General features: G+C 58.0%; 21 protein-coding genes and 4 tRNA genes. 22 read left to right on the forward strand and 3 right to left on the reverse strand.

Features of this window, described 5'->3' with window-relative positions; all coding sequences use genetic code 11:
* Positions 1–114 precede the first annotated feature (114 nt).
* Entirely contained in the window at positions 115–1,590 is a 1,476-nt protein-coding gene (ilvC, locus tag GJV78_RS15090; protein WP_155109094.1) for a ketol-acid reductoisomerase, read from the forward strand.
* An 89-nt stretch (positions 1,591–1,679) separates the two neighbouring features.
* On the opposite strand, the gene ppiC is transcribed toward ilvC, so the two are convergent.
* Positions 1,680–1,961: a peptidylprolyl isomerase PpiC gene (ppiC, locus tag GJV78_RS15095; protein ID WP_155109095.1), complete on the reverse strand. Its 282-nt coding sequence runs from the start codon at positions 1,959–1,961 to the stop codon at positions 1,680–1,682.
* Positions 1,962–2,047: 86 nt separating this feature from the next.
* Here ppiC and rep point away from each other — a divergent pair, with 86 nt between their 5' ends.
* Positions 2,048–4,069 (forward strand): DNA helicase Rep, encoded by a 2,022-nt coding sequence (rep, locus tag GJV78_RS15100; RefSeq protein ID WP_155109096.1) that lies wholly within the window; start codon positions 2,048–2,050, stop codon positions 4,067–4,069.
* 36 nt (positions 4,070–4,105) lie between these two features.
* Here the strand turns inward: rep and gppA are convergent, their stop codons facing one another.
* Entirely contained in the window at positions 4,106–5,587 is a 1,482-nt protein-coding gene (gene gppA, locus GJV78_RS15105; RefSeq protein WP_155109097.1) for a guanosine-5'-triphosphate,3'-diphosphate diphosphatase, read from the reverse strand.
* 165 nt (positions 5,588–5,752) lie between these two features.
* Positions 5,753–7,018 (reverse strand): ATP-dependent RNA helicase RhlB, encoded by a 1,266-nt coding sequence (gene rhlB / locus GJV78_RS15110; protein WP_155109098.1) that lies wholly within the window; start codon positions 7,016–7,018, stop codon positions 5,753–5,755.
* A gap of 119 nt (positions 7,019–7,137) precedes the next feature.
* Here rhlB and trxA point away from each other — a divergent pair, with 119 nt between their 5' ends.
* The 20 genes from trxA to GJV78_RS15210 all read left to right on the forward strand — a co-directional run bounded on the left by trxA (position 7,138) and on the right by GJV78_RS15210 (position 24,516).
* Positions 7,138–7,467, forward strand: a complete 330-nt coding sequence (gene trxA / locus GJV78_RS15115; protein ID WP_155109099.1) for a thioredoxin TrxA — start codon at positions 7,138–7,140, stop codon at positions 7,465–7,467.
* A 130-nt stretch (positions 7,468–7,597) separates the two neighbouring features.
* Complete coding sequence (locus GJV78_RS15120; RefSeq protein WP_167519588.1) at positions 7,598–7,717, forward strand: rho operon leader peptide; 120 nt, start codon at positions 7,598–7,600, stop codon at positions 7,715–7,717.
* Positions 7,718–7,803: 86 nt separating this feature from the next.
* On the forward strand, positions 7,804–9,063 hold the full coding sequence (rho, locus tag GJV78_RS15125; RefSeq protein ID WP_002437993.1) for a transcription termination factor Rho: 1,260 nt from the start codon (positions 7,804–7,806) through the stop codon (positions 9,061–9,063).
* A gap of 409 nt (positions 9,064–9,472) precedes the next feature.
* Positions 9,473–10,576 (forward strand): UDP-N-acetylglucosamine--undecaprenyl-phosphate N-acetylglucosaminephosphotransferase, encoded by a 1,104-nt coding sequence (wecA, locus tag GJV78_RS15130; RefSeq protein ID WP_167519589.1) that lies wholly within the window; start codon positions 9,473–9,475, stop codon positions 10,574–10,576.
* A gap of 12 nt (positions 10,577–10,588) precedes the next feature.
* Complete coding sequence (wzzE, locus tag GJV78_RS15135; RefSeq protein WP_155109101.1) at positions 10,589–11,635, forward strand: ECA polysaccharide chain length modulation protein; 1,047 nt, start codon at positions 10,589–10,591, stop codon at positions 11,633–11,635.
* A 52-nt stretch (positions 11,636–11,687) separates the two neighbouring features.
* Positions 11,688–12,818: a non-hydrolyzing UDP-N-acetylglucosamine 2-epimerase gene (gene wecB, locus GJV78_RS15140; RefSeq protein WP_167519590.1), complete on the forward strand. Its 1,131-nt coding sequence runs from the start codon at positions 11,688–11,690 to the stop codon at positions 12,816–12,818.
* Positions 12,815–14,077, forward strand: coding sequence for a UDP-N-acetyl-D-mannosamine dehydrogenase (gene wecC, locus GJV78_RS15145; protein ID WP_155109102.1), 1,263 nt, complete (start codon positions 12,815–12,817; stop codon positions 14,075–14,077). The genes wecB and wecC overlap by 4 nt, the downstream gene beginning before the upstream one ends.
* Positions 14,077–15,144 carry a dTDP-glucose 4,6-dehydratase gene (gene rffG, locus GJV78_RS15150; RefSeq protein ID WP_155109103.1) on the forward strand — a complete coding sequence of 356 codons (1,068 nt, stop codon included), beginning with the start codon at positions 14,077–14,079 and terminating at the stop codon, positions 15,142–15,144. Before wecC ends, rffG begins: the two co-directional genes overlap by 1 nt.
* A 153-nt stretch (positions 15,145–15,297) precedes the next feature.
* Entirely contained in the window at positions 15,298–16,179 is an 882-nt protein-coding gene (gene rfbA / locus GJV78_RS15155; protein WP_155109104.1) for a glucose-1-phosphate thymidylyltransferase RfbA, read from the forward strand.
* Positions 16,157–16,834 carry a dTDP-4-amino-4,6-dideoxy-D-galactose acyltransferase gene (gene rffC, locus GJV78_RS15160; protein WP_155109105.1) on the forward strand — a complete coding sequence of 226 codons (678 nt, stop codon included), beginning with the start codon at positions 16,157–16,159 and terminating at the stop codon, positions 16,832–16,834. Before rfbA ends, rffC begins: the two co-directional genes overlap by 23 nt.
* A gap of 4 nt (positions 16,835–16,838) precedes the next feature.
* Complete coding sequence (gene rffA / locus GJV78_RS15165; RefSeq protein WP_155109106.1) at positions 16,839–17,969, forward strand: dTDP-4-amino-4,6-dideoxygalactose transaminase; 1,131 nt, start codon at positions 16,839–16,841, stop codon at positions 17,967–17,969.
* Position 17,970: 1 nt separating this feature from the next.
* Entirely contained in the window at positions 17,971–19,221 is a 1,251-nt protein-coding gene (wzxE, locus tag GJV78_RS15170; RefSeq protein WP_155109107.1) for a lipid III flippase WzxE, read from the forward strand.
* A complete protein-coding gene (locus GJV78_RS15175; RefSeq protein WP_155109108.1) occupies positions 19,218–20,297 on the forward strand; it encodes a TDP-N-acetylfucosamine:lipid II N-acetylfucosaminyltransferase in 1,080 nt (359 codons plus the stop codon). The genes wzxE and GJV78_RS15175 overlap by 4 nt, the downstream gene beginning before the upstream one ends.
* A complete protein-coding gene (wzyE, locus tag GJV78_RS15180) occupies positions 20,294–21,652 on the forward strand; it encodes an ECA oligosaccharide polymerase (protein WP_155109109.1) in 1,359 nt (452 codons plus the stop codon). The genes GJV78_RS15175 and wzyE overlap by 4 nt, the downstream gene beginning before the upstream one ends.
* Positions 21,649–22,386, forward strand: a complete 738-nt coding sequence (gene wecG / locus GJV78_RS15185) for a lipopolysaccharide N-acetylmannosaminouronosyltransferase (protein WP_155109110.1) — start codon at positions 21,649–21,651, stop codon at positions 22,384–22,386. Before wzyE ends, wecG begins: the two co-directional genes overlap by 4 nt.
* A 204-nt stretch (positions 22,387–22,590) precedes the next feature.
* Entirely contained in the window at positions 22,591–23,976 is a 1,386-nt protein-coding gene (thrP, locus tag GJV78_RS15190) for a bifunctional threonine/serine APC transporter ThrP (protein WP_155109111.1), read from the forward strand.
* 102 nt (positions 23,977–24,078) lie between these two features.
* Positions 24,079–24,155 (forward strand) — tRNA-Arg (locus tag GJV78_RS15195).
* A gap of 61 nt (positions 24,156–24,216) precedes the next feature.
* Positions 24,217–24,292: transfer RNA gene (locus GJV78_RS15200), tRNA-His, on the forward strand.
* 18 nt (positions 24,293–24,310) lie between these two features.
* Positions 24,311–24,397: transfer RNA gene (locus GJV78_RS15205), tRNA-Leu, on the forward strand.
* A gap of 42 nt (positions 24,398–24,439) precedes the next feature.
* Positions 24,440–24,516, forward strand: a tRNA-Pro gene (locus GJV78_RS15210).
* The last annotated feature ends 284 nt before the right edge of the window (positions 24,517–24,800 follow it).

Genomic DNA, 24,800 nt, shown 5'->3' on the forward strand with positions numbered 1-24,800 from the left:
ATGCAACGTGACGTTGTGAATATATCAATTTTCGCAATGAATTTCCTGTCATATAGTGATGCTATCTCGCAAAAGCGAATAACAAGACGCACAACTTCACGGAGTAACTTCACCATGGCTAACTACTTTAACACGCTGAATCTGCGCCAGCAGCTGGCACAACTGGGAAAATGTCGCTTTATGGGTCGCGACGAATTTGCCGATGGCGCAGGCTATCTTCAGGGTAAAAAAGTGGTCATCGTCGGCTGCGGTGCTCAGGGCCTCAATCAGGGGCTGAACATGCGCGACTCCGGGCTGGATATTTCCTATGCCCTGCGTAAAGAGGCGATTGCCGGGAAGCGCGCCTCCTGGCGCAAGGCGACCGAAAACGGCTTTCGGGTCGGCACCTATGAAGAGCTGATCCCGCAGGCGGATCTGGTGGTGAACCTGACGCCAGACAAGCAGCACTCGGACGTGGTGCACGCCGTGCAGCCGCTGATGAAAGACGGCGCGGCGCTGGGCTATTCTCACGGCTTTAACATCGTCGAGGTGGGCGAGCAGATCCGTAAAGACATCACCGTGGTCATGGTGGCACCGAAGTGCCCGGGCACCGAAGTGCGCGAAGAGTATAAGCGCGGCTTTGGTGTACCGACCCTGATCGCCGTCCATCCGGAAAACGACCCGAAGGGCGAAGGTATGGCGATCGCTAAGGCGTGGGCGGCGGCCACCGGCGGCCATCGCGCGGGCGTGCTGGAATCCTCCTTTGTGGCGGAAGTGAAATCTGACCTGATGGGGGAGCAGACCATCCTGTGCGGTATGCTGCAGGCAGGCTCCCTGCTCTGCTTTGACAAGCTGGTGGAAGAAGGAACCGATCCGGCGTACGCAGAAAAACTCATTCAGTACGGTTGGGAAACCATTACGGAGGCGCTGAAGCAGGGCGGCATTACGCTGATGATGGACAGGCTCTCTAATCCGGCGAAGCTGCGTGCTTACGCGCTTTCTGAGCAGTTGAAAACCATCATGGCTCCTTTGTTCCAGAAGCATATGGACGACATCATTTCCGGCGAATTTTCTTCCGGCATGATGGCCGACTGGGCCAACGACGATAAGAAGCTGCTGACCTGGCGCGAAGAGACCGGGAGAACCGCTTTTGAAACCGCGCCGCAGTTTGATGGTAAAATTAGCGAGCAGGAGTATTTCGATAAAGGCGTACTGATGATCGCGATGGTGAAGGCGGGCGTTGAGCTGGCGTTTGAAACCATGGTTGATTCCGGCATCATTGAAGAGTCCGCCTATTACGAGTCTCTGCACGAACTGCCGCTGATCGCCAATACTATCGCCCGTAAGCGCCTTTACGAGATGAACGTGGTGATCTCCGATACCGCGGAATATGGCAACTATCTGTTCTCTTACGCCTGCGTGCCGCTGCTGAAAGAGTTTATGACCACGCTGCAACCCGGCGATCTGGGTAAAGCCATTGCCGAAGGCGCGGTCGACAATGCCCAGTTGCGCGACGTCAACGAAGCCATTCGCAGCCATGCCATTGAGCAGGTGGGTAAAAAACTGCGCGGCTATATGACGGATATGAAGCGTATTGCCGTCGCAGGATAATAAAAGTCGGCTGATGCCCTTACCCTGACCCTCTCCTACAGGGAGAGGAGCCAACCTAAAAGGCCTTCTCTTCGGGAAGGCCCTGCTGTTTATTTCCGGTACAGCACTTTTATAATGTGGTAGCCGAACTGAGTGTGCAGCGGGCCGGTTGGTTCCAGCACCGGGCAGGAGAACACCACTTTATCAAACGCCGGCACCATCTGGCCCTGGCGAAATTCCCCCAGATCGCCCCCTCTTTTACCCGACGGGCAGACAGAGTGTTTCTTCGCCAGTTTGCCGAAATCGGCACCGTTTTTAATCTGTTCCAGAAGATCCACAGCCAGTTTCTCTTCTTTAACAAGGATATGCAGCGCTGCTGCTATTTTTGCCATGATCGTGCCTTGAGTGGGGTGGTTGAGGCTGGCTATACTACCACGCTCTAAATTCCCCCTCCCGTCTTTCATTGAGTAGCCGTCTTATGCGTTTAAACTCCGGACAACAACAAGCTGTCGAATTTGTCACCGGCCCCTGCCTGGTGCTGGCGGGCGCTGGCTCTGGCAAAACGCGCGTAATCACCAATAAAATAGCCCATCTGATTCGCGGCTGCGGCTATCAGGCGCGCCATATTGCGGCGGTGACCTTTACGAATAAAGCAGCGCGCGAAATGAAAGAGCGCGTGGGGCAGACGCTGGGGCGTAAAGAGGCGCGCGGGCTGATGATCTCCACCTTCCATACCCTGGGGCTGGAGGTGATCAAGCGCGAATATGCGGCGCTGGGGATGAAAGCCAACTTTTCGCTGTTTGACGACACCGACCAGACGGCGCTGTTAAAAGAGCTGACCGAAGGGGCGATCGAAGATGATAAAACGCTGCTTCAGCAGCTGATCTCGACGATCTCCAATTGGAAAAACGATCTGAAAACGCCGGCTCAGGCCGCCGCCGGGGCGCAGGGGGAGCGCGATCGCATCTTCGCCCACTGTTACGGTCTGTACGACGCGCATATGAAGGCGTGCAACGTCCTTGATTTTGACGATCTGATCCTGCTGCCGACTCTGCTGCTGCAGCGTAATGAAGAGGTGCGCGAGCGCTGGCAGAATAAAATCCGCTACCTGCTGGTAGACGAATATCAGGATACCAACACCAGCCAGTACGAACTGGTCAAACTGCTGGTAGGAAGCCGGGCGCGGTTTACCGTGGTCGGTGACGACGATCAGTCGATCTACTCCTGGCGCGGTGCCCGCCCCCAGAATCTGGTGCTGCTGAGTCAGGACTTTCCGGCGCTGCGGGTGATTAAGCTGGAGCAAAACTACCGCTCCTCCGGGCGCATCCTGAAGGCCGCTAACATCCTGATTGCCAATAACCCGCACGTCTTTGAAAAACGTCTCTTTTCTGAGCTTGGCTACGGCGCGGAGCTTAAGGTGCTCAGCGCCAATAACGAAGAGCATGAGGCCGAACGGGTTACCGGCGAGCTGATCGCCCATCACTTTATCAATAAGACCCATTACAAAGATTACGCCATTCTCTACCGCGGCAACCACCAGTCGCGGGTGTTCGAAAAATTTCTGATGCAGAACCGCATCCCCTATAAAATTTCCGGCGGCACCTCCTTCTTTTCGCGTCCGGAAATTAAAGATCTGCTGGCCTATCTGCGGGTGCTGACCAATCCGGACGACGACAGCGCCTTTCTGCGCGTTGTGAATACGCCGAAGCGTGAAATTGGCCCCGCCACCCTGCAAAAGCTGGGAGAGTGGGCGACGAGCCGCAGTAAAAGCCTGTTTACCGCCAGCTTTGATATGGGACTTAGCCAGACCCTGACCGGGCGCGGCTATGAGGCTCTGACCCGCTTTACCCACTGGCTGGGTGAGGTTCAGCGGCTGGCTGAGCGCGAGCCGGTGGCCGCCGTGCGCGATCTTATCCACGGCATTGATTATGAGTCCTGGCTATATGAGACCTCTCCCAGCCCGAAGGCGGCGGAGATGCGCATGAAAAACGTCAACCAGCTGTTCAGCTGGATGACCGAAATGCTTGAAGGCAGCGAGCTTGATGAGCCAATGACCCTGACTCAGGTGGTCACGCGCTTTACGCTGCGCGACATGATGGAGCGTGGCGAGAGCGACGAGGAGCTGGATCAGGTGCAGCTGATGACGCTGCACGCCTCAAAGGGGCTGGAGTTTCCCTACGTGTTTATGGTGGGCATGGAGGAGGGTTTTCTGCCGCACCAGAGCAGCATCGATGAGGATAATATCGACGAGGAGCGCCGCCTGGCCTACGTCGGCATTACCCGTGCCCAGAAGGAGCTGATTTTCACGCTCTGCAAAGAGCGTCGCCAGTACGGCGAGCTGGTGCGCCCGGAGCCGAGCCGCTTTCTGCTGGAGCTACCCCAGGACGATCTTATCTGGGAACAGGCGCGCAAAGCGGTCAGCCCCGAAGAGCGGATGCTGAAGGGCCAGGCCAATATTGCCAGTATCCGGGCAATGATGGCGAAAGCGAAAGAGAAATAAAGCGTGATGCGGTTTATAAGGGCCGGAGTCGCCCGGCTACAGCACGTCCAGCGGCCAGTGAACGTAGCTTTGCCACTGGCTCTCCTGCACGATAAGCTCATTGCCCAGCGGATGCTGTTCCAGCCAGCCCGGCGGCAGGATTAGCGTCAGCCGCTCGCCGCTCGCCCGTAGCTGTATATCCGGCAGCAGATCGTCACGACGGCGGCTGGCAAAAATAATCGCCAGCCGCAGCAGTCGGCAGAGATGCTCCGCCGCGCGCGGCGGCACCGCGTTTTGCTGGTGGAGCGAGGAGAGATCTACCGGATTGGTCTGGTTTAACAGCAGCGTGGCCAGCAGTGTCTTTTGCGCCGGGGTGAAGCCCGGTAAATCGAGATTCCGCACCAGATAAGCCCCGTGCTGCGGTGCCTGCTTAAAGTCGATGTTCAGGCCGATCTCATGCAGCTGGCTGGCGCTCTGCAGCAGGTCGCGGCTCACCGGCTCCGGGAGCCATTCGTCCTGCACCTGTTCAAGAAAGTTCGCCGCCAGATTTGCCACGCGCTGCGCCTGGTCGGTGTCGACCATAAACCGGCGCTGGATATTGCGCAGGGTGCGGCGGCGAATATCCTGATCCACCGTCAGATGAAGCATGCCGTAAACCAGCCCCTCCCGCAGCGCGCCGCCCGCCAGCGTCATCTCCTGGATATCCAGTTCGGTGAAAATGGCGATCAGGATGGCAAGGCCGCTGGGAAAGACGAGCGCCCGTTCGAGCGTCAGGCCTTCGATTTCCAGCTCTTCCAGGCGTCCGCAGAGGATTGCCCGTTGTCTCAGCTGCTGCAGCTTGGCCAGGGTGATGCGTTCATCCATCCCCTGCGCCATCATGATTTCCTGCAGCGCCTGCACGGTGCCGGAAGCGCCGACGCACGCCTGCCAGCCATGATAGCGAAGCTTGTCGGCCACCGGGCGCAGCACGTCGCGCGCGGCCTCTTCCGCCCGATCGAAGTTCTCGCGGGCCAGGTTACGGTCGCTGAAATAGCGTTCAAGCCAGGTAACGCAGCCCATCGACAGGCTGAACAGGGCGGTGGTTTGTGCGCCGGTTCCGGTGACCAGTTCGGTACTGGCACCGCCGATGTCGACCACCAGACGGCGATCCGCTCCGCCGGTGGTGTGGGCAACGCCCTGATAGATCAGGCGCGCTTCTTCTTCACCGCTGATAACCTGCACCGGGCAGCCGAGAAGGGTTTGCGCTTTGGCAATAAATTCCCCGGCATTGACGGCAATACGCAGCGTCGCGGTTGCGACCACGCGAATTTGCGCCTGGGGAATATCCTGCAGACGTTCGGCAAACAGGCGCAGGCACTGCCAGCCGCGCTCCATCGCTTCCGCTGAGAGAGTATTGTCGTCATTCAGGCCCGCGGCCAGCCGCACCTTGCGTTTAATGCGCGAAAGGGTCTGAATGCTGCCCGCCACCTCGCGTACGACCAGCATATGAAAACTATTGGAACCGAGGTCGATCGCCGCATACAGCGAGGTCGTCTTCATACACTTTATCCTTTAACCCGTTTCCGCGTTGGCCGGATCGCCCAGCCAGCGCGTACAAGACCGTGCCTGACCGCCAGGCTAACGGTATCCGAAATCAGCGGTTCGGGATACCTTCTCTTGCCGTTCTGATACGGGCCAAAGGATTCCGCGTATGGCATCACTTTATTAGCCCGGGCGGCGACGGTTACGCGGTGCGCCGGTGCGACGCGGGCCGTTGCCAGGGCGCGGGCGCGTCAGGCGCAGCGGCTTCGGCAGATCGGTCATCAGGGCGTCCGGGTTATATTTACTGACCGGAATCGAGTGGCCAATATAGGTCTCAATAGCGGGCAGGTTCAGCGCGTACTCTTCGCAGGCGAGGCTGATCGAATGACCGCTGGCTCCGGCGCGTCCGGTCCGGCCGATGCGGTGTACATAGTCTTCGCAGTCGTCCGGAAGATCATAGTTAAAGACATGGGTTACCGCAGGGATATGCAGACCGCGCGCCGCGACGTCGGTTGCGACAAGAATATCGAGATCGCCACGGGTAAACTCATCCAGAATGCGCAGGCGTTTTTTCTGGGCGACGTCGCCGGTCAGCAGGCCGACGCGGTGACCATCAGCGGCCAGGTGACCCCAGATATCTTCACAGCGGTGCTTGGTATTGGCGAACACGATGGCGCGATCCGGCCACTCTTCTTCGAGCAGCGTCTGTAGCAGGCGCATTTTCTCTTCGTTAGAGGGATAGAATAACTCTTCTTTAATACGGTGGCCGGTTTTCTGCTCCGGTTCTACTTCCACGTATTCGGCATTGTTCATCTGCTCGAAGGCCAGTTCGCGGACGCGGTAAGAAAGTGTGGCGGAGAACAGCATGTTCAGACGCTGGGTGACCGGCGGCATGCGGCGGAACAGCCAGCGGATATCTTTAATAAAGCCCAGATCGTACATCCGATCGGCTTCATCGAGAACGACGACCTGAATGGCACCGAGGTTAATATAGTTTTGTTTCGCGTAGTCGATGAGACGCCCGGTGGTGCCGATCAGGATATCGACGCCGCTTTCCAGCACCTTAAGCTGTTTGTCGTAGCCGTCACCGCCGTAGGCCAGCCCCAGCTTCAGGCCGGTGGTTTGCGCCAGCGGCTCGGCGTCGGCGTGGATCTGCACGGCCAGTTCGCGTGTTGGTGCCATAATCAGCGCCCGCGGCTGGTTTACCTGACGATCGGCTATCGCGGGATGAGAGAGAAGATAATGAAACGTGGACGTCAGAAACGCCATCGTTTTTCCGGTTCCGGTTTGCGCCTGACCCGCAACATCGCGACCCGCCAGCGTGAGCGGGAGGGCGAGAGCCTGAATGGGCGTGCAGTTATGAAAGCCTTTAGTTTCAAGGGCTTCAATGACCTGTGGGTGCAGGGCGAAGTCGGAAAACTTCTGTTCTGTTAAATGTGTTTTGCTCATAGTGGTGGTAGAATATCAGCTTACTATTGCTTTACGAAAGCGTATCCGGTGAAATAAAGTCAACCTTTAGTGGGTTAATGCTACACCAACACGCCAGGCTTAATCCTGTGGAGTTATATATGAGCGATAAAATTATTCACCTGACTGACGACAGTTTTGACACGGATGTACTCAAAGCGGACGGGGCCATCCTCGTTGATTTCTGGGCAGAGTGGTGCGGACCGTGCAAAATGATCGCCCCGATTCTGGATGAGATCGCTGACGAATATCAGGGCAAACTGACGGTGGCTAAACTGAACATCGACCAGAACCCGGCGACCGCGCCGCAGTATGGCATTCGTGGCATCCCGACCCTGCTGCTGTTTAAAAACGGCGAAGTGGCCGCAACTAAAGTCGGCGCGCTGTCCAAAGGCCAGCTGAAAGAGTTTCTCGACGCTAATATCGGCTAAGACAATCTCACGATCGGGCTCCATTAATCCTAAATTAGCCGGATGACTGGACGCCCGACCGGAGTCGTGCTAACTTAACGTTGACTTCGTTTTAAACATACCTTATTAAGTTTGAATCTGGTTATTTCCAGTGTTTCCCGTTTTTTCTTACGCGAGAAACAAACAGATTTCTGGCTTATCATTCAATCCGTCTTGTCGTTTCAGTTCTGCGTACTCTCCTGTGGCCAGACAGCGGACAGACATGAATTGATGGCCGTAAACAGGCATGGATGACCCTGCCATACCATTCACAACATAAGTTCGAGATTTACCCCACGTTTAAGAACTCACACCATTATGAATCTTACCGAATTAAAGAATACGCCGGTTTCTGAGCTGATCACTCTCGGCGAAAATATGGGGCTGGAAAACCTGGCCCGTATGCGCAAGCAGGACATTATTTTTGCCATCCTGAAGCAGCACGCAAAGAGTGGCGAAGATATCTTTGGTGACGGTGTGCTGGAGATATTGCAGGATGGATTTGGATTCCTCCGCTCTGCAGACAGCTCCTACCTCGCCGGTCCTGATGACATCTACGTTTCCCCCAGCCAAATCCGCCGTTTCAACCTCCGCACTGGTGATACCATTTCGGGTAAGATTCGTCCGCCGAAAGAAGGCGAACGCTACTTTGCGCTGCTGAAGGTTAACGAGGTTAACTACGATAAGCCGGAAAACGCCCGTAATAAGATCCTTTTTGAAAACTTAACCCCGCTGCACGCCAACTCGCGTTTGCGTATGGAGCGCGGCAACGGTTCGACGGAAGACTTAACGGCTCGCGTTCTGGATTTGGCCTCGCCGATCGGCCGCGGCCAGCGCGGTCTGATCGTCGCCCCGCCGAAGGCTGGTAAAACCATGCTGCTGCAGAACATCGCGCAGAGCATCGCCTACAACCACCCTGACTGCGTGCTGATGGTGCTGCTGATTGACGAACGTCCGGAAGAAGTGACCGAGATGCAGCGCCTGGTTAAGGGCGAAGTTGTAGCGTCCACCTTTGACGAGCCGGCTTCCCGTCACGTACAGGTTGCGGAAATGGTGATCGAGAAGGCGAAGCGTCTGGTTGAGCACAAAAAAGACGTTATCATTCTGCTTGACTCCATTACTCGTCTGGCGCGCGCTTATAACACCGTGGTCCCGGCGTCCGGCAAGGTGCTGACCGGCGGCGTTGACGCCAACGCCCTGCATCGTCCGAAACGCTTCTTCGGCGCGGCGCGTAACGTAGAAGAGGGCGGCAGCCTGACCATCATCGCCACGGCGCTGATCGATACCGGCTCTAAAATGGATGAAGTCATCTATGAAGAGTTTAAAGGCACCGGTAATATGGAGCTGCACCTCTCGCGTAAGATTGCTGAAAAACGGGTCTTCCCGGCGATTGACTACAACCGTTCCGGCACCCGTAAAGAAGAGCTGCTTACCACTCAGGAAGAGCTGCAGAAGATGTGGATCCTGCGTAAGATTATCCACCCGATGGGGGAAATTGACGCAATGGAATTCCTTATCAACAAGCTGGCGATGACCAAGACCAACGACGACTTCTTCGATATGATGAAGCGTTCGTAAGGACATTTCCGACCAGAAACGCCACGTTTTTACGTGGCGTTTTTTTTTAATCGCTGTAACCTTAACGATACATTAACCTCAACATGGCCACCTGGGCCGCTGCGCTGAGAGTGGTATCTTGCTGGCGTTCTTCTGGCCCGTAAGGTTTGGTGTTTCCAGACGCACGGCGAGTCATTCGATAATGGGCCTGAATGGTTCCGGCCCTGGGGGAGGCGAGCCGTACGCTGTACTGGCGGGCTTGATGAGGCGCTTCTGGCTCAGCGTCGACGCCGCGCCTGGTTAAAGAACAGGTCTGGTATCGAATGGTTGATTATTATACAAAAATGACGTTTCGGAATGGAGTTTCCCTTCTGCATAAATGTCTTCGTGGTTATACTTCTGCTATTAATTTTCTCTGAGAGCTTGCATTGTGAATTTACTGACAGCAAGTACTGATCTCATCAGTATTTTTTTATTCACAACACTGTTCCTTTTTTTAGCGCGCAAGGTTGCAAAAAAGGTCGGTCTGGTGGATAAACCCAACTTCCGCAAACGCCACCAGGGATTGATACCGCTAGTGGGAGGGATCTCGGTTTACGCGGGGATCTGCTTCACGTTTGGCATCGTAAATTATTATATTCCCCATGCCGCTCTCTATCTGGCCTGTGCCGGGGTGCTGGTATTCATCGGCGCGCTGGACGACCGCTTCGACATCAGCGTAAAAATTCGTGCAACCATTCAGGCCGCCATCGGCGTGGTGATGATGGCGGTGGGCAAGCTCTATCTCAGCAGCCTCGGCTACATTTTTGGCTCCTGGGAGATGGTGCTGGGGCCGTTTGGTTATTTCCTGACTCTCTTTGCGGTCTGGGCGGCAATCAACGCTTTTAACATGGTTGACGGCATCGACGGGCTGCTGGGAGGGCTGTCCTGCGTCTCCTTCGCGGCAATGGGGCTTATTCTGTGGCTCGATGGTCAAACCAGCCTCGCCATCTGGTGCTTCGCGATGATCGCGTCGATTTTGCCCTACATTATGCTCAACCTCGGTATTCTTGGGCGTCGCTACAAAGTCTTTATGGGCGATGCCGGCAGTACGTTAATCGGTTTTACCGTTATCTGGATTTTACTGGAGACGACCCAGGGCAAAACCCACCCTATCAGTCCGGTTACCGCGCTGTGGATCATCGCCATTCCGCTGATGGACATGGTGGCGATTATGTATCGTCGCCTGCGCAAAGGGATGAGCCCCTTTTCACCGGACCGTCAGCATATTCATCACCTGATCATGCGCGCCGGATTCACCTCCCGCCAGGCCTTTGTCCTGATTACGCTTGCCGCCGCGCTGCTGGCCTCCGTCGGGGTGCTGGCGGAGTATTCTCATTTTATCCCCGAGTGGGTCATGTTGGTCCTCTTCTTGCTAGCATTTTTTCTCTACGGCTACTGTATTAAACGCGCCTGGAAAGTGGCGAGATTTATTAAGCGCGTAAAGCGCAGGCTGCGTCGAGGCCGTGAAAATAACCCAACGTTAACCAAGTAAGCTGAGGAAGCGATGACGCAATCATTACCGGGAGCAGATGCCGTGAATGCGGAAAATGAACTGGATATTCGCGGCTTATTTCGCACTTTATGGGCCGGAAAGCTATGGATTGTCGGAATGGCGCTGCTGTTTGCCCTGATTGCGCTGGCTTATACCTTTTTTGCCCGCCAGGAGTGGAGCGCGACCGCCATTGCCGATCGCCCGACCGTCAACATGCTGGGCGGTTACTACTCACAGCAGCAGTTTTTGCGCAATCTGGATCTGAGGTCCAGCGAGGCCTCCGGCGATCGGCCTTCGGTGATGGATGAAAGCTACAAAGAATTTATTATGCAGCTGGCCTCCTGGGACACCCGCCGCGACTTCTGGCTACAGACCGACTATTACAAGCAGCGCATGGTGGGGAACAGTAAGGCTGATGCCGCGATGCTGGATGAGCTGATAAACGCGATTCAGTTTACCCCCGCGGACACCGCCCGCGCGACGAACGACAGCGTAAAGCTGATTGCGGAAACCGCGCCGGACGCGAACAACCTGCTGCGCCAGTACGTGGCTTTCGCCAGCCAGCGCGCGGCCAGCCATCTTAATGAAGAGCTTAAAGGCGCATGGGCGGCGCGCACCGTGCAGCTCAGGGCGCAGGTAAAGCGTCAGGAAGAGGTGGCTCAGTCGATGTACGCCCGCCGTCTTCACAGCATTGAGCAGGCGCTGCACATCGCGCAACAGCATAATATTTCGCGCACCACCACCGACGTTCCGGCGGATGAGCTGCCGGACTCCGAGCTGTTTCTGCTCGGACGGCCGATGCTGCAGGCGCGCCTCGAAAATCTGCAGGCCGCAGGCCCGTCGTTTGATCTGGATTACTTCCAGAACCGGGCCATGCTGAGCACGCTGAACGTGGGTCCGACTCTGGACCCGCGTTTTCAGACCTACCGTTATTTGCGTACGCCGGAAGAGCCGGTAAAACGAGACAGTCCCCGCCGCGCTTTTCTGATGGTCATGTGGGGCATTATCGGCGGGCTGATCGGCGCTGGCGTTGCGTTAGCCCGTCGTCGCACGATTTAGCGCTACTGCAGCGGGGGGCTGGGCCTTCGCTGACTATTCGAAGAGAATCGATGTGAAAGTACTGACTGTATTTGGCACGCGGCCGGAGGCGATTAAAATGGCACCTCTGGTGCATGCGCTGGCCGGCGATCCTGATTTTGAGGCAAAGGTCTGCGTGACGGCGCAGCATCGGGAAATGCTCGATCAGGTTCTGAAGCTTTTCTCCATCGTTCCTGACTACGATCTCAATATTATGCGGCCGGGTCAGGGCCTGACGGAGATAACCTGCCGGATACTGGAAGGGCTTAAACCCATTCTTGCCGATTTTAAACCGGATGTGGTGCTGGTGCACGGTGATACCACCACCACTATCGCGACCAGCCTGGCGGCCTTTTACCAACGCATTCCGGTTGGTCACGTGGAGGCCGGTCTGCGCACCGGCGATCTCTCTTCCCCCTGGCCGGAAGAGGCCAACCGGACGCTGACCGGAAGGCTGGCGATGTACCATTTCGCCCCGACGGAAAACTCCCGGCAGAATCTGCTGCAGGAAAATGTGGCCGACGCGCGAATTTTCGTTACCGGCAATACGGTGATTGATGCGCTATTCTGGGTGCGTGACCGCGTGCTGGCCAGCGATGCGCTGCGCCTGTCGCTGGCGGCGCAGTATCCTTTTCTGAGCCCGGAAAAAAAGTTAATCCTCGTGACCGGACATCGTCGCGAAAGCTTTGGCCGCGGATTTGAGCAAATTTGCCACGCGCTGGCGGAGATCGCCGCCGTCAGTGAAGAGGTGCAGATCGTCTATCCGGTGCACCTGAATCCTAACGTCAGCGAGCCGGTTAACCGTATTCTCGGCCGCGTGGCAAACGTATGGCTGATTGAGCCGCAGGACTACCTGCCGTTCGTCTGGCTGATGAATCACGCCTGGCTTATCCTCACCGACTCCGGCGGCATTCAGGAGGAGGCACCGTCGCTGGGCAAGCCGGTGCTGGTGATGCGTGAAATGACCGAGCGCCCGGAGGCCATCGCCGCGGGCACCGTGCGGCTGGTCGGCACCGATCCGCAGCGTATTGTGGCGGAGGTTACGCGCCTGCTGCACGATGAAAATGAATATCAGGCCATGAGCCGCGCCCATAACCCTTACGGCGACGGGCAGGCGTGCGAACGCATCCTGAATGCGCTAAAAAATAATCGGGTATCACTATGAGTTTTACGACCATTTCTGTTATTGGGCTGGGATATATCGGGCTGCCGACGGCGGCCGCCTTCGCGTCCCGCCGGAAGCGCGTTATCGGCGTGGACGTTAATACACATGCGGTGGAGACCATCAACCGCGGCGAAATTCATATCGTTGAGCCAGAGCTGAGCAGCGTAGTGAAAACGGCGGTGGAAGAGGGCTTTCTGCGTGCCACCACCGTCCCCGTTGAGGCCGATGCGTACCTTATCGCGGTGCCCACGCCGTTCAAAGGCGAGCATGAGCCGGATATGGCGTATGTCGAAGCGGCGGCAAAGTCCATTGCCCCGGTGCTAAAAAAGGGGGCGCTGGTGATCCTCGAATCCACCTCGCCGGTGGGGGCGACCGAGCAGATGGCGCAGTGGCTGGCGGAGATGCGCCCGGATCTGAGCTTCCCGCAGCAGGCGGGCGACCAGGCGGACATCAACGTAGCCTACTGTCCGGAGCGCGTGCTGCCGGGCCAGGTGATGGTGGAACTGATTAAAAATGACCGGGTTATCGGCGGCATGACGCCGACCTGCTCGGCGCGCGCCAGCGAGCTGTACAACATTTTCCTGGAAGGCGAATGCGTGGTGACCAACTCCCGCACGGCGGAGATGTGTAAGCTGACCGAAAACAGCTTCCGCGACGTGAATATCGCCTTCGCCAACGAGCTGTCGCTGATCTGCGACGAATGGCAGATTAACGTCTGGCAGCTAATTCGCCTGGCGAACCGCCATCCGCGCGTCAATATTCTGCAGCCGGGGCCGGGGGTGGGTGGGCACTGCATCGCGGTCGACCCGTGGTTTATTGTCGCCCAGAACCCGCAGCAGTCACGGCTGATCCGCACCGCCCGCGAGGTGAACGATGACAAACCGCGGTGGGTTATTGAGCGGGTGAAGGCGGCGGTAGCCGACTGCCTGGCGGCCAGCGACAGGCGCGCCAGCGAAATAAAGATCGCCTGCTTCGGGCTGGCGTTTAAGCCGAACATCGACGACCTGCGCGAAAGCCCGGCGATGGGCATTGCCCAGAGCCTCGCCCGCTGGCACGGCGGCGAAACCCTGGTGGTGGAGCCGAACGTCGAACGGTTGCCAAAAGCGCTGGAGGGGCTTTGCGTGCTGGCCTCGCTGGAGGAGGCGCTGGCCTCCGCCGACGTGCTGGTGATGCTGGTCGATCACCGTGAATTTAAGGCCGTCAGCGGCAACGCTGTCACCCAGCGCTACGTGGTGGATACCAAAGGAGTCTGGCGCTGATGAAACGGATCCTGGTTACCGGCGGCGCGGGGTTTATTGGCTCCGCGGTTGTGCGACATATTATCAACGGCACTCCCGACGCGGTGGTGGTGGTGGATAAGCTGACCTACGCCGGCAACCTGATGTCGCTCTCCCCGGTGGCGGACAGCGACCGTTTTGCCTTTGAGCAGGTGGATATCTGCGATCGGGCCACGCTTGACCGGGTGTTTCAGCGCTACCGGCCGGACTGCGTGATGCATCTGGCGGCGGAAAGCCACGTTGACCGCTCTATTGACGGCCCGGCGGCGTTTATCGAAACCAATATCGTCGGCACCTATACGCTGCTGGAGGCGGCCAGGGTATACTGGAACGCCTGCGGCGCTGAAGAAAAAGCGGCGTTTCGTTTTCACCATATCTCCACCGATGAGGTGTATGGCGATCTGCGCGGTGGCGATGATTTCTTTCGTGAAACCACGCCCTACGCGCCGAGCAGTCCCTATTCCGCCTCCAAGGCCAGCAGCGACCATCTGGTACGCGCCTGGCTGCGCACCTACGGTCTGCCAACGCTGATTACCAACTGTTCAAATAACTACGGACCTTATCACTTCCCGGAAAAGCTGATCCCGCTGACCATCCTTAACGCGCTGGCCGGAAAGCCGCTGCCGGTATACGGCAACGGGCAGCAGATCCGCGACTGGCTGTATGTGGAAGATCACGCCCGGGCGCTGTACCGCGTGGCGACCAGCGGCACCGTGGGCGGGACATGGAATATCGGCGGCCACAACGAGCGTAAAAATATCGAGGTGGTGGAAACGATCTGCGCGCTGCTGGAGGAGCTGGCACCGGAAAAACCGCAGGGCGTGACGCAGTACCGCTCGCTGATTACCCATGTCGACGATCGCCCCGGGCACGACCTGCGCTACGCCATCGACGCGACCAGAATCGCCCGCGAGCTGGGCTGGTCGCCGGAAGAGACATTTGAAAGCGGGATGCGTAAAACCGTGCGGTGGTATCTGGCAAATGAGGCCTGGTGGAGGCCCGTGCTGGACGGGAGCTACCGCAGTGAACGCCCGGGCCTGAAAGGCTGATCTCCCGGCTTTCAGACCGTTTTATTTGTCATTTTTAACCTGGATGCGCCCGCGCAAAGCGAATTTTCACGTACTGCGTTGCCGCGCGCGGTTTGCGTTCAGGCTGGCGGCGATGATGACGCCTGATAAATCAGGCTATCGGAGGAAGATCGCATGAAAGGCATCATTCTGGCGGGCGGCTCCGGCACCCGCCTGCATCCCATCACCCGCGGCGTGTCGAAACAGCTGCTGCCGGTTTACGACAAGCCTATGATCTACTATCCGCTGTCGGTGCTGATGCTGGCGGGGATTCGGGAAATCCTGATTATCACCACGCCGGAAGACCAGGGCTATTTTCAGCGTCTGCTCGGCGACGGGTCGGCGTTCGGCATCGCGCTGCAGTATGCCGGGCAGCCCAGCCCCGACGGGCTGGCGCAGGCCTTTATCATCGGAGAAACCTTCCTTGGCGGTGAACCTTCTTGCCTGGTGCTGGGGGACAACATTTTCTTCGGCCAGGGGTTCAGCCCGAAACTACGGCAGGTTGCCGCGCGCGGCGATGGCGCTACGGTGTTCGGTTATCAGGTTATGGATCCGGAGCGGTTTGGCGTGGTGGAGTTTGACGACGACTTCCGCGCCGTCTCGCTGGAAGAGAAGCCGAAGCAGCCAAAGTCGAGATGGGCGGTAACCGGACTCTATTTCTATGACCACAACGTGGTGGAGTACGCGAAGCGCGTGCGGCCCTCCGTACGCGGAGAGCTGGAGATCACCTCCCTCAACCAGATGTACCTGGAGGAGGGCAAGCTGACGGTGGAACTGCTCGGTCGCGGTTTCGCCTGGCTGGATACCGGCACCCACGACAGCCTGATTGAGGCCAGCACCTTTGTACAGACGGTGGAAAAACGCCAGGGCTTTAAAATCGCCTGCCTGGAGGAGATCGCCTGGCGCAACGGCTGGCTGGATGACGAAGGCGTGAGGCGCGCCGCCGGCGCGCTGGCGAAAACCGGCTACGGCCAGTACCTGCTGGATTTACTCGATGCCCGTCCGCGCCAGTATTGAGCCGCTTGGCTGGGAGAACGCCTTTTTTGGCATCAACAGCGCCCTTGTGCGTCCGGACCCGGCGGCCCCGGAGCTGACAATCGCCGCGCTGGAGGGCTGGACGCGGGTACAGGCCAAAATTGCCGCCGCCGAAACCGGTACGCTGGACGCGCTGCAGCGGCTGGGTTTTTCTCTGGTGGAAGGTGAAGTGGATCTGGCGCTGTCGGTTGCAGAGGCGGCCCCGATTTCTGGCGTGGAAATTGCAAATATTACGGATATCGCACCGCTGCGTCGGCTGGCCGCGCAGGCGTTTGCGCAAAGCCGTTTTCGCCCGCCGTGGTATGCTGCGGAGGCCAGCGCCCGGTTCTACGCCCAGTGGATAGAAAATGCGGTGCGCGGCACTTTTGATCATCAGTGCCTGCTGCTGCGCGCGGCGGACGGCACGATCCGTGGCTATGTTTCGCTGCGTGAACTGAACGACGCCGAGGCGCGCATCGGCCTGCTGGCCGGGCGCGGGGCGGGCGCTGAACTGATGCAGGCGGCGCTTGGCTGGGCCCAGGCGCGCGGCAAAAAACGACTGCGGGTGGCGACCCAGATGGGCAACACCGCCGCGCTTAAACGTTATATACAGAGCGGTGCGAATATAGAAAGCACGGCGTACTGGCTATACAGGTGACACAATGATTCCATTTAACGCCCCGCCGGTGGTGGGCAGCGAACTTGATTACATGCGGTCCGCGATGAGCAGCGGCAAGCTTTGCGGCGACGGCGGCTTTACCCGCCGCTGCCAGCAGTGGCTGGAGCAGCGCTTTGGCAGCGCGAAGGTGCTGCTGACCCCGTCCTGCACCGCGTCGCTGGAGATGGCGGCCCTGCTGCTGGACATTCAGCCGGGCGATGAAGTCATCATGCCGAGCTACACCTTTGTCTCCACCGCCAATGCCTTTGTGCTGCGCGGGGCGAAAATCGTCTTTGTCGATATCCGTCCGGATACCATGAACATTGATGAGACGCGCATCGAAGCGGCGATCACGGATAAAACCCGCGCCATTGTGCCGGTGCACTACGCCGGCGTCGCCTGTGAGATGGATATCATCATGGCGCTGGCGGAAAAGTACGGCCTGTACGTGGTGGAGGATGCCGCGCAGGGGGTAATGTCCACCTGGAAGGGCCGGGCGCTGGGCACCATTGGCCATATCGGCTGCTTCAGCTTCCATGAAACGAAAAACTACACGGCAGGCGGCGAAGGCGGGGCGACGCTGATTAACGCGCCGGAGCTGATCGAGCGTGCGGAAATCATTCGTGAAAAGGGCACCAACCGCAGCCAGTTTTTCCGTGGCCTGGTGGATAAATACACCTGGCGTGACATCGGCTCCAGCTATCTGATGTCCGATCTGCAGGCGGCCTGGCTGTGGGCGCAGCTGGAGGCGGCGGATCGCATCAATCAGCAGCGGCTGGCGCTGTGGCAAAATTACTATGACGCGCTGGCACCGCTGGCCCACGCCGGGCGTATCGCGCTGCCGGCCATCCCCGCCAACTGCGGGCAGAACGCGCATATGTTTTATATCAAGCTGCGCGATATCGACGATCGCAGCGCGCTGATTAACTTTCTTAAAGAGGCGGAGATCATGGCGGTATTCCACTATATACCGCTACACAGCTGCCCGGCGGGTGAGAAATTTGGCCACTTCGCCGGCGAGGATCGTTATACCACCAAAGAGAGCGAACGCCTGCTGCGCCTGCCGCTGTTTTACAACCTGTCGCCGGTGGACCAGCGTACGGTGATAACCACGCTGCTGAACTATTTTTCCTGATATGTCGCTTGCAAGAGCGTCCCTGTGGACGGCGGCCAGCACGCTGGTCAAAATTGGCGCAGGCCTGCTGGTGGTTAAGCTGTTGGCGGTATCGTTCGGTCCGGCGGGCGTCGGGCAGGCGGGTAACTTCCGCCAGCTGATCACCGTGCTCGGCGTGCTGGCGGGGGCCGGTATTTTTAACGGCGTGACGAAATACGTCGCTCAGCATCATGATGACCCGGCGCGGCTGCGCGCCGTGGTGGGCACCGCCTCGGCGATAGTGCTGGGATTCTCCACCCTGCTGGCGCTCATCTTCCTGCTGGCGGCAGCGCCCATCAGCCAGGGGCTGTTCGGGCATTCTCACTACCAGGGGCTGGTGCGGCTGGTGGCGCTGGTGCAGATGGGGATCGCGTGGGCTAACCTGCTGCTGGCGCTGATGAAGGGCTTTCGCGACGCCGTGGGCAATGCGCTGTCCCTGATTATCGGCAGCCTGGTGGGGGTGATCGCCTGGTACGTCTGCTTCCGCCTGGGCGGCTACGAGGGGGCGCTGCTTGGCATGGCGCTGGTGCCCGCCCTGGTCGTCGTGCCTGCGACGGCGATACTGGTTAAGCGCGGGGCGATCCCGCTGCGCGACCTGCGGCCGTCATGGGATAATGGCCTGGCGGGGCAGCTCAGTAAATTTACCCTGATGGCGCTCATTACCTCCGTAACGCTGCCGTTGGCCTACGTTATGATGCGAAATCTGCTGGCGGAGCGCTACGGCTGGGACGACGTCGGCATCTGGCAGGGGGTGAGCAGCATTTCCGATGCCTGGCTACAGTTTATTACCGCCTCGTTCAGCGTTTATCTACTGCCCACCCTGTCGCGCCTGACGGAAAAACGCGCGATTACCCGTGAGGTGGTGAAGTCGCTGAAGTTCGTTTTGCCGACGGTGGCGGCGGTTGGCTTTGCCGTCTGGCTGCTGCGGGATTTTGCCATCTGGCTGCTGTTCTCCGATAAATTTACCGCCATGCGCGATCTCTTCGCCTGGCAACTGGTCGGGGACGTGCTGAAGGTGGGGGCGTACGTTTTCGGCTATCTGGTTATTGCCAAAGCGTCGCTGCGGTTCTATATCCTGGCGGAAATTGGCCAGTTTGTGCTGCTGACGGCCTTTGCCCACTGGCTGATCCCGCTGCACGGCGCGCTGGGCGCGGCGCAGGCCTATATGGCGACTTATATCGTCTATTTCTCTCTCTGTTGTGGCGTATTTTTACTCTGGCGTAGGCGGGCATGACTGTTCTGATACACGTACTGGGATCGGATATCCCACACCATAATCAAACCGTGCTACGGTTTTTTAATGACGCCCTTGCCGCCACCAGCGAACATGCTCGCGTGTTTATGGTTGCCGGCAAGGACACGGGGCTTAGCGCCGACTGTCCGGCACTGTCGCTGCGCTTTTACGCCGGAAAAAAGGCGCTGGCGGCGGCGGTCATCGCCCTTGCTAAAGCTAATCGTCAGCAGCGCTTCTTCTTCCACGGCCAGTTCAACGCCGGCCTGTGGCTGGCGCTGCTCAGCGGCGGCATCAAGCCCGGGCAGTTCTTCTGGCACGCCTGGGGGGCCGATCTGTATGAGGTCTCCGGCGGCCTGAGGTTCAGACTCTTTTATCCGCTCCGCCGCATGGCGCAACGCCGCGTTGGCTGTGCGTTCGCCACCCGGGGCGATCTCAGCTATCTGGCCCGGCGACAGCCAAAGGTGCGCGGCGAGCTGCTCTACTTCCCGACGCGGATGGACCCGTCCCTTAATAACCTGGCTGATGAGCGTCAGCCGACGGGAAAATTAACCATTCTGGTCGGCAATTCCGGCGATCGCAGCAACGAGCACATTGCCGCGCTGCGCGCGGTGCATCAGCAGTTTGGCGACACGGTAAACGTGGTGGTCCCGATGGGCTATCCGGCAAATAACGAAGCCTATATTAACGCAGTGCGCGAGGCCGGTCTGGCGCTGTTCAGCCCGGAAAATCTGCAGATTCTCGGTGAAAAGCTGGAGTTTGACGCCTATCTGGCGCTGCTTCGGCGCTGCGATCTGGGCTACTTTATCTTTGCTCGCCAGCAGGGAATCGGCACCTTGTGTCTGCTGATCCAGGCGGGCATACCGTGCGTACTCAACCGGGAAAACCCCTTCTGGCAGGATATGGTGGAGCAGCAGCTGCCGGTGCTGTTCACCGGCGATACGCTGAACGAGCAGGTGGTGCGCGAGGCCCGGCGTCAGCTGGCGTCGGTGGATAAAAGCGCTATCGCCTTCTTCAGCCCGAACTATCTGCAGCCCTGGCTCCGGGCGCTGCGGATTGCCGCCGGGGAGGAAATATGAGCCTGATGCAGTTTAGCGGCCTGTTTGTGGTCTGGCTGCTGTCGACCCTGTTTATTGCCACGCTGACCTGGTTTGAGTTTCGCCGGGTACGCTTTAATTTCAACGTTTTCTTCTCCCTGCTGTTTTTGCTGACTTTTTTCTTCGGCTTTCCGTTAACCAGCCTGCTGGTGTTTCGCTTTGACGTCGGCGTTGCGCCGCCGGAAATTCTGCTGCAGGCGCTGCTCTCCGCCGTCGGTTTCTATGCCGTTTATTACGTCACCTGGAAAACTCGCTTAGGCAGGCGGGAGGGCGGCGCGGCGCGGCGGCCGCTGTTTACCATGAACCGGGTGGAGACCCATTTAACCTGGCTTATTCTGATGGGTATTGCGCTGGTGAGCGTTGGCATCTTCTTTATGCACAACGGCTTTCTGCTGTTCCGGCTGCACTCCTACAGCCAGATTTTTTCCAGCGAAGTTTCCGGGGTGGCGCTGAAGCGCTTCTTCTACTTTTTTATCCCGGCGATGCTGGTGGTTTATTTCCTGCGCCAGGACGGCAAAGCGTGGCTGTTTTTCCTGGTCAGCACCGTCGCCTTTGGCCTGCTGACCTATATTATCGTCGGCGGTACGCGGGCTAATATTATCATCGCCTTCGCTATCTTCCTGTTTATCGGCATTATTCGCGGCTGGATCTCCCTGTGGATGCTGGCGGTGGCGGGAGGGCTGGGTATTGTCGGCATGTTCTGGCTGGCGCTTAAGCGTTACGGCCTGAACGTCAGCGGCGACGAGGCGTTTTATACGTTCCTCTATCTTACCCGCGACACCTTCTCGCCGTGGGAGAATCTGGCGCTGCTGCTGCAAAACTATGACCAGATCGAATTTCAGGGGCTGGCTCCGATTGTCCGCGATTTTTACGTTTTTATTCCTTCCTGGCTGTGGCCGGGAAGGCCGGCTATGGTGCTGAACGCCGCCAACTACTTTACCTGGGAGGTGCTGAACAACCATTCCGGTCTGGCCATCTCCCCGACGCTGATTGGTTCGCTGGTGGTAATGGGCGGCGCGCCGTTTATTCCGCTCGGGGCGGTGGTGGTTGGGCTAATTATTAAGTGGTTTGACTGGCTCTATGCGCTGGGCAACCGTGAAACCAACCGCTATAAGGCGGCGATTTTGCACAGCTTCTGCTTCGGTGCCATCTTTAATATGATCGTGCTGGCGCGTGAAGGACTGGATTCCTTTGTCTCACGGGTGATCTTTTTTCTGGTCATCTTCGGTGCCGCGCTGCTGATGGCGAAGCTGCTGTACTGGCTTTTTGACAGCGCCGGGCTGATCCATAAACGCATTAAAAACCTGCCCCGGTCGCAGGTTGAAGGTGAGTCATGACAGATAACACAACGGCACCGGTTTACGCGCTGCGCGGCCTGCAGCTGATTGGCTGGCGCGATATGCAGCACGCGCTTAATTACCTGTTTGCCGGAGGGCTGCGGCAGGGGACGCTGGTGGCGATCAACGCCGAGAAGATGCTGACGGCGGAGGATAGCCCGGAGGTCCGGGCGCTTATCGACGCCGCCGAGTTTAAATATGCTGACGGTATCAGCGTGGTGCGTTCGGTGCGGAAAAAGTTTCCCCATGCGCAGATCTCACGGGTGGCGGGTGCCGATCTGTGGGAGGCGCTGATGGCGCGAGCGGGCAAAGAGGGTACGCCGGTGTTTCTGGTCGGCGGCAGGCCGGAGGTGCTGGCGCAGACCGTAGCAAAGCTGCGCGCGCAGTGGCAGGTTAACATCGTTGGCAGCCAGGATGGCTACTTTACCCCGGAGCAGCGTCGGGAGCTGTTCGAACGTATTCATGCCAGCGGCGCGCAGATTGTCACGGTGGCGATGGGCTCGCCAAAGCAGGAAATTTTTATGCGCGACTGTCGGCGGGTGCATGCTCACGCGCTGTACATGGGCGTGGGCGGAACCTACGACGTTTTTACCGGTCACGTAAAGCGCGCGCCGAAGGCATGGCAAAAGCTGGGGCTGGAGTGGCTCTATCGCCTGCTCTGCCAGCCGAGCCGCCTTACCCGACAGCTGCGCCTGTTGCGCTATCTGCGCTGGCACTATACCGGCGATATCTGATACCCCTTTTTTGTGCGCAGGTAGCGCATACAGCTTAATATGCCGCCTGCTACCCTACATATCTGCTGCTTTCTTCGCCATAACGATATTTTTTAATGCTTAGTTTGCCATTTAGCCAAATTTAAGAAACTATTCGCAACAATAGAACGTCACCATAACAATAACCGGCGCTGCCGGAACGCTTGCAAACAACACAGAGGATCTATGGCAGAGAACAAATCTGAGCTTCAGCGTGGGCTGGAGGCTCGTCATATCGAATTGATTGCCCTTGGCGGCACCATCGGCGTCGGGCTGTTTATGGGGGCCGCCAGTACCCTGAAGTGGGCGGGGCCGTCGGTGCTGTTGGCCTATATTCTCGCCGGGCTGTTCGTCTTTTTTATTATGCGCTCGATGGGCGAGATGCTGTTTCTGGAGCCGGTGACCGGCTCGTTCGCCGTGTATGCGCATCGCTATATGAGCCCCTTTTTTGGCTATCTCACCGCCTGGTCGTACTGGTTTATGTGGATGGCGGTGGGGATTTCAGAAATCACCGCCATTGGCGTTTACGTGCAGTTCTGGTTTCCGGAGATGGCGCAGTGGATTCCCGCGCTGATTGCCGTCGGGCTGGTGGCGCTGGCTAACCTGGCGGCGGTGCGGCTGTATGGCGAAATCGAATTCTGGTTTGCGATGATCAAAGTGACCACCATTATTGTGATGATCGTCATCGGGCTGGGGGTGATTTTCTTCGGCTTTGGCAACGGCGGTCAGGCCATCGGCTTTGACAATCTGACCGGGCACGGCGGCTTTTTTGCCGGAGGCTGGAAAGGATTCTTCACTGCGCTGTGTATCGTGGTGGCCTCCTATCAGGGCGTGGAGCTGATCGGCATCACCGCCGGGGAGGCGAAAAATCCGCAGGTGACGCTGCGCAGCGCGGTGGGTAAGGTGCTGTGGCGTATCTTGATTTTCTACGTGGGGGCGATCTTTGTTATCGTCACCCTCTTTCCGTGGAATGAGATTGGCAGCAGCGGCAGCCCGTTTGTGCTGACCTTCGCCAGGATTGGCATCACCGCTGCGGCGGGCATCATTAATTTTGTCGTGCTGACCGCCGCGCTCTCCGGCTGTAACAGCGGAATGTACAGCTGCGGGCGGATGCTCTACGCGCTGGCGAAAAACCGCCAGCTGCCGACGGCGGTGGCGAAGGTCTCCCGTCATGGTGTGCCGGTGGTGGGCGTGGCGCTGTCGATTCTGATCCTGCTGATTGGCTCATGCCTTAACTATATTATTCCCGACCCGCAGCGGGTGTTCGTATATGTCTACAGCGCCAGCGTACTGCCGGGGATGGTGCCGTGGTTTGTGATCCTGATTAGCCAGCTGCGGTTCCGTCGTGCGCACAGGCAGGCGCTCGCCGATCATCCCTTCCGCTCTATTCTGTTTCCCTGGATGAACTGGCTGACAATGGCCTTCCTGGCGTGCGTCTTAATCGGGATGTATTTTAATGACGATACCCGTATGTCGCTGTATGTTGGCATTCTTTTCCTCCTTGCCGTGACGCTTTTTTACCGCCTTTTCGGACTTACTCGCCGTGAGGCAACCCACCGGCCGGAGGGGTAAGCGTTAAAATGCGCAAAGCGTAACCAAATGCGCATTTTATTGAAAAAGGCACTGGACAGTCGGGGGTGAAGTCCGTATTATCCACCCCCGCAACGGCGCTAAGCGCCCGTAGCTCAGCTGGATAGAGCGCTGCCCTCCGGAGGCAGAGGTCTCAGGTTCGAATCCTGTCGGGCGCACCATATTGTCTACGGTGCTGGAGCTGCGGTGGTTTCAATACCGCGTAAAAAATGATTATCAGTGGTGGCTATAGCTCAGTTGGTAGAGCCCTGGATTGTGATTCCAGTTGTCGTGGGTTCGAGTCCCATTAGCCACCCCATTTTAAAAGTTGTGATACGCGAAGGTGGCGGAATTGGTAGACGCGCTAGCTTCAGGTGTTAGTGTCCTTACGGACGTGGGGGTTCAAGTCCCCCCCCTCGCACCACGACTTAATGAATTGAACTAGAAATTCAAAAAAGCAGTACATCGGCGAGTAGCGCAGCTTGGTAGCGCAACTGGTTTGGGACCAGTGGGTCGGAGGTTCGAATCCTCTCTCGCCGACCAATTTTGAACCCCGCTTGCGCGGGGTTTTTTGTTTTCTGCCGCCTTCCGGCGTTGTCTGATGGAGACAAGCGCCTGCTTCGATTGTCGCCAGCGGGTGACAGTTAACTCTTTGATATTAAAGCTATTAATTCCAGTCCCGTAGAGTTGTCTCCTGACGGCGACACGCCGGCCTCGTCTGCAGGGGAAAAGGGCGCAAGTCGTCGGTAACCCGCTGATTTCACAGTAAAGTAAAAAGTCCGAATACGAATTTTTATAGTGCAAATTTGGCACGCAATGTGCAATAA

The sequence above is a fragment of the Intestinirhabdus alba genome (genome assembly GCF_009711095.1).
In the GTDB taxonomy this organism is placed as follows: domain Bacteria; phylum Pseudomonadota; class Gammaproteobacteria; order Enterobacterales; family Enterobacteriaceae; genus Intestinirhabdus; species Intestinirhabdus alba.

Coding starts and splice junctions, on each gene's coding strand:
- ilvC (WP_155109094.1), top strand. CDS start 115: ATGGCTAACTACTTTAACACGCTGAATCTGCGCCAGCAGCTGGCACAA.
- ppiC (WP_155109095.1), bottom strand. CDS start 1,961: ATGGCAAAAATAGCAGCAGCGCTGCATATCCTTGTTAAAGAAGAGAAA.
- rep (WP_155109096.1), top strand. CDS start 2,048: ATGCGTTTAAACTCCGGACAACAACAAGCTGTCGAATTTGTCACCGGC.
- gppA (WP_155109097.1), bottom strand. CDS start 5,587: ATGAAGACGACCTCGCTGTATGCGGCGATCGACCTCGGTTCCAATAGT.
- rhlB (WP_155109098.1), bottom strand. CDS start 7,018: ATGAGCAAAACACATTTAACAGAACAGAAGTTTTCCGACTTCGCCCTG.
- trxA (WP_155109099.1), top strand. CDS start 7,138: ATGAGCGATAAAATTATTCACCTGACTGACGACAGTTTTGACACGGAT.
- rho (WP_002437993.1), top strand. CDS start 7,804: ATGAATCTTACCGAATTAAAGAATACGCCGGTTTCTGAGCTGATCACT.
- wzzE (WP_155109101.1), top strand. CDS start 10,589: ATGACGCAATCATTACCGGGAGCAGATGCCGTGAATGCGGAAAATGAA.
- wecC (WP_155109102.1), top strand. CDS start 12,815: ATGAGTTTTACGACCATTTCTGTTATTGGGCTGGGATATATCGGGCTG.
- rffG (WP_155109103.1), top strand. CDS start 14,077: ATGAAACGGATCCTGGTTACCGGCGGCGCGGGGTTTATTGGCTCCGCG.
- rfbA (WP_155109104.1), top strand. CDS start 15,298: ATGAAAGGCATCATTCTGGCGGGCGGCTCCGGCACCCGCCTGCATCCC.
- rffC (WP_155109105.1), top strand. CDS start 16,157: ATGCCCGTCCGCGCCAGTATTGAGCCGCTTGGCTGGGAGAACGCCTTT.
- rffA (WP_155109106.1), top strand. CDS start 16,839: ATGATTCCATTTAACGCCCCGCCGGTGGTGGGCAGCGAACTTGATTAC.
- wzxE (WP_155109107.1), top strand. CDS start 17,971: ATGTCGCTTGCAAGAGCGTCCCTGTGGACGGCGGCCAGCACGCTGGTC.
- GJV78_RS15175 (WP_155109108.1), top strand. CDS start 19,218: ATGACTGTTCTGATACACGTACTGGGATCGGATATCCCACACCATAAT.
- wzyE (WP_155109109.1), top strand. CDS start 20,294: ATGAGCCTGATGCAGTTTAGCGGCCTGTTTGTGGTCTGGCTGCTGTCG.
- wecG (WP_155109110.1), top strand. CDS start 21,649: ATGACAGATAACACAACGGCACCGGTTTACGCGCTGCGCGGCCTGCAG.
- thrP (WP_155109111.1), top strand. CDS start 22,591: ATGGCAGAGAACAAATCTGAGCTTCAGCGTGGGCTGGAGGCTCGTCAT.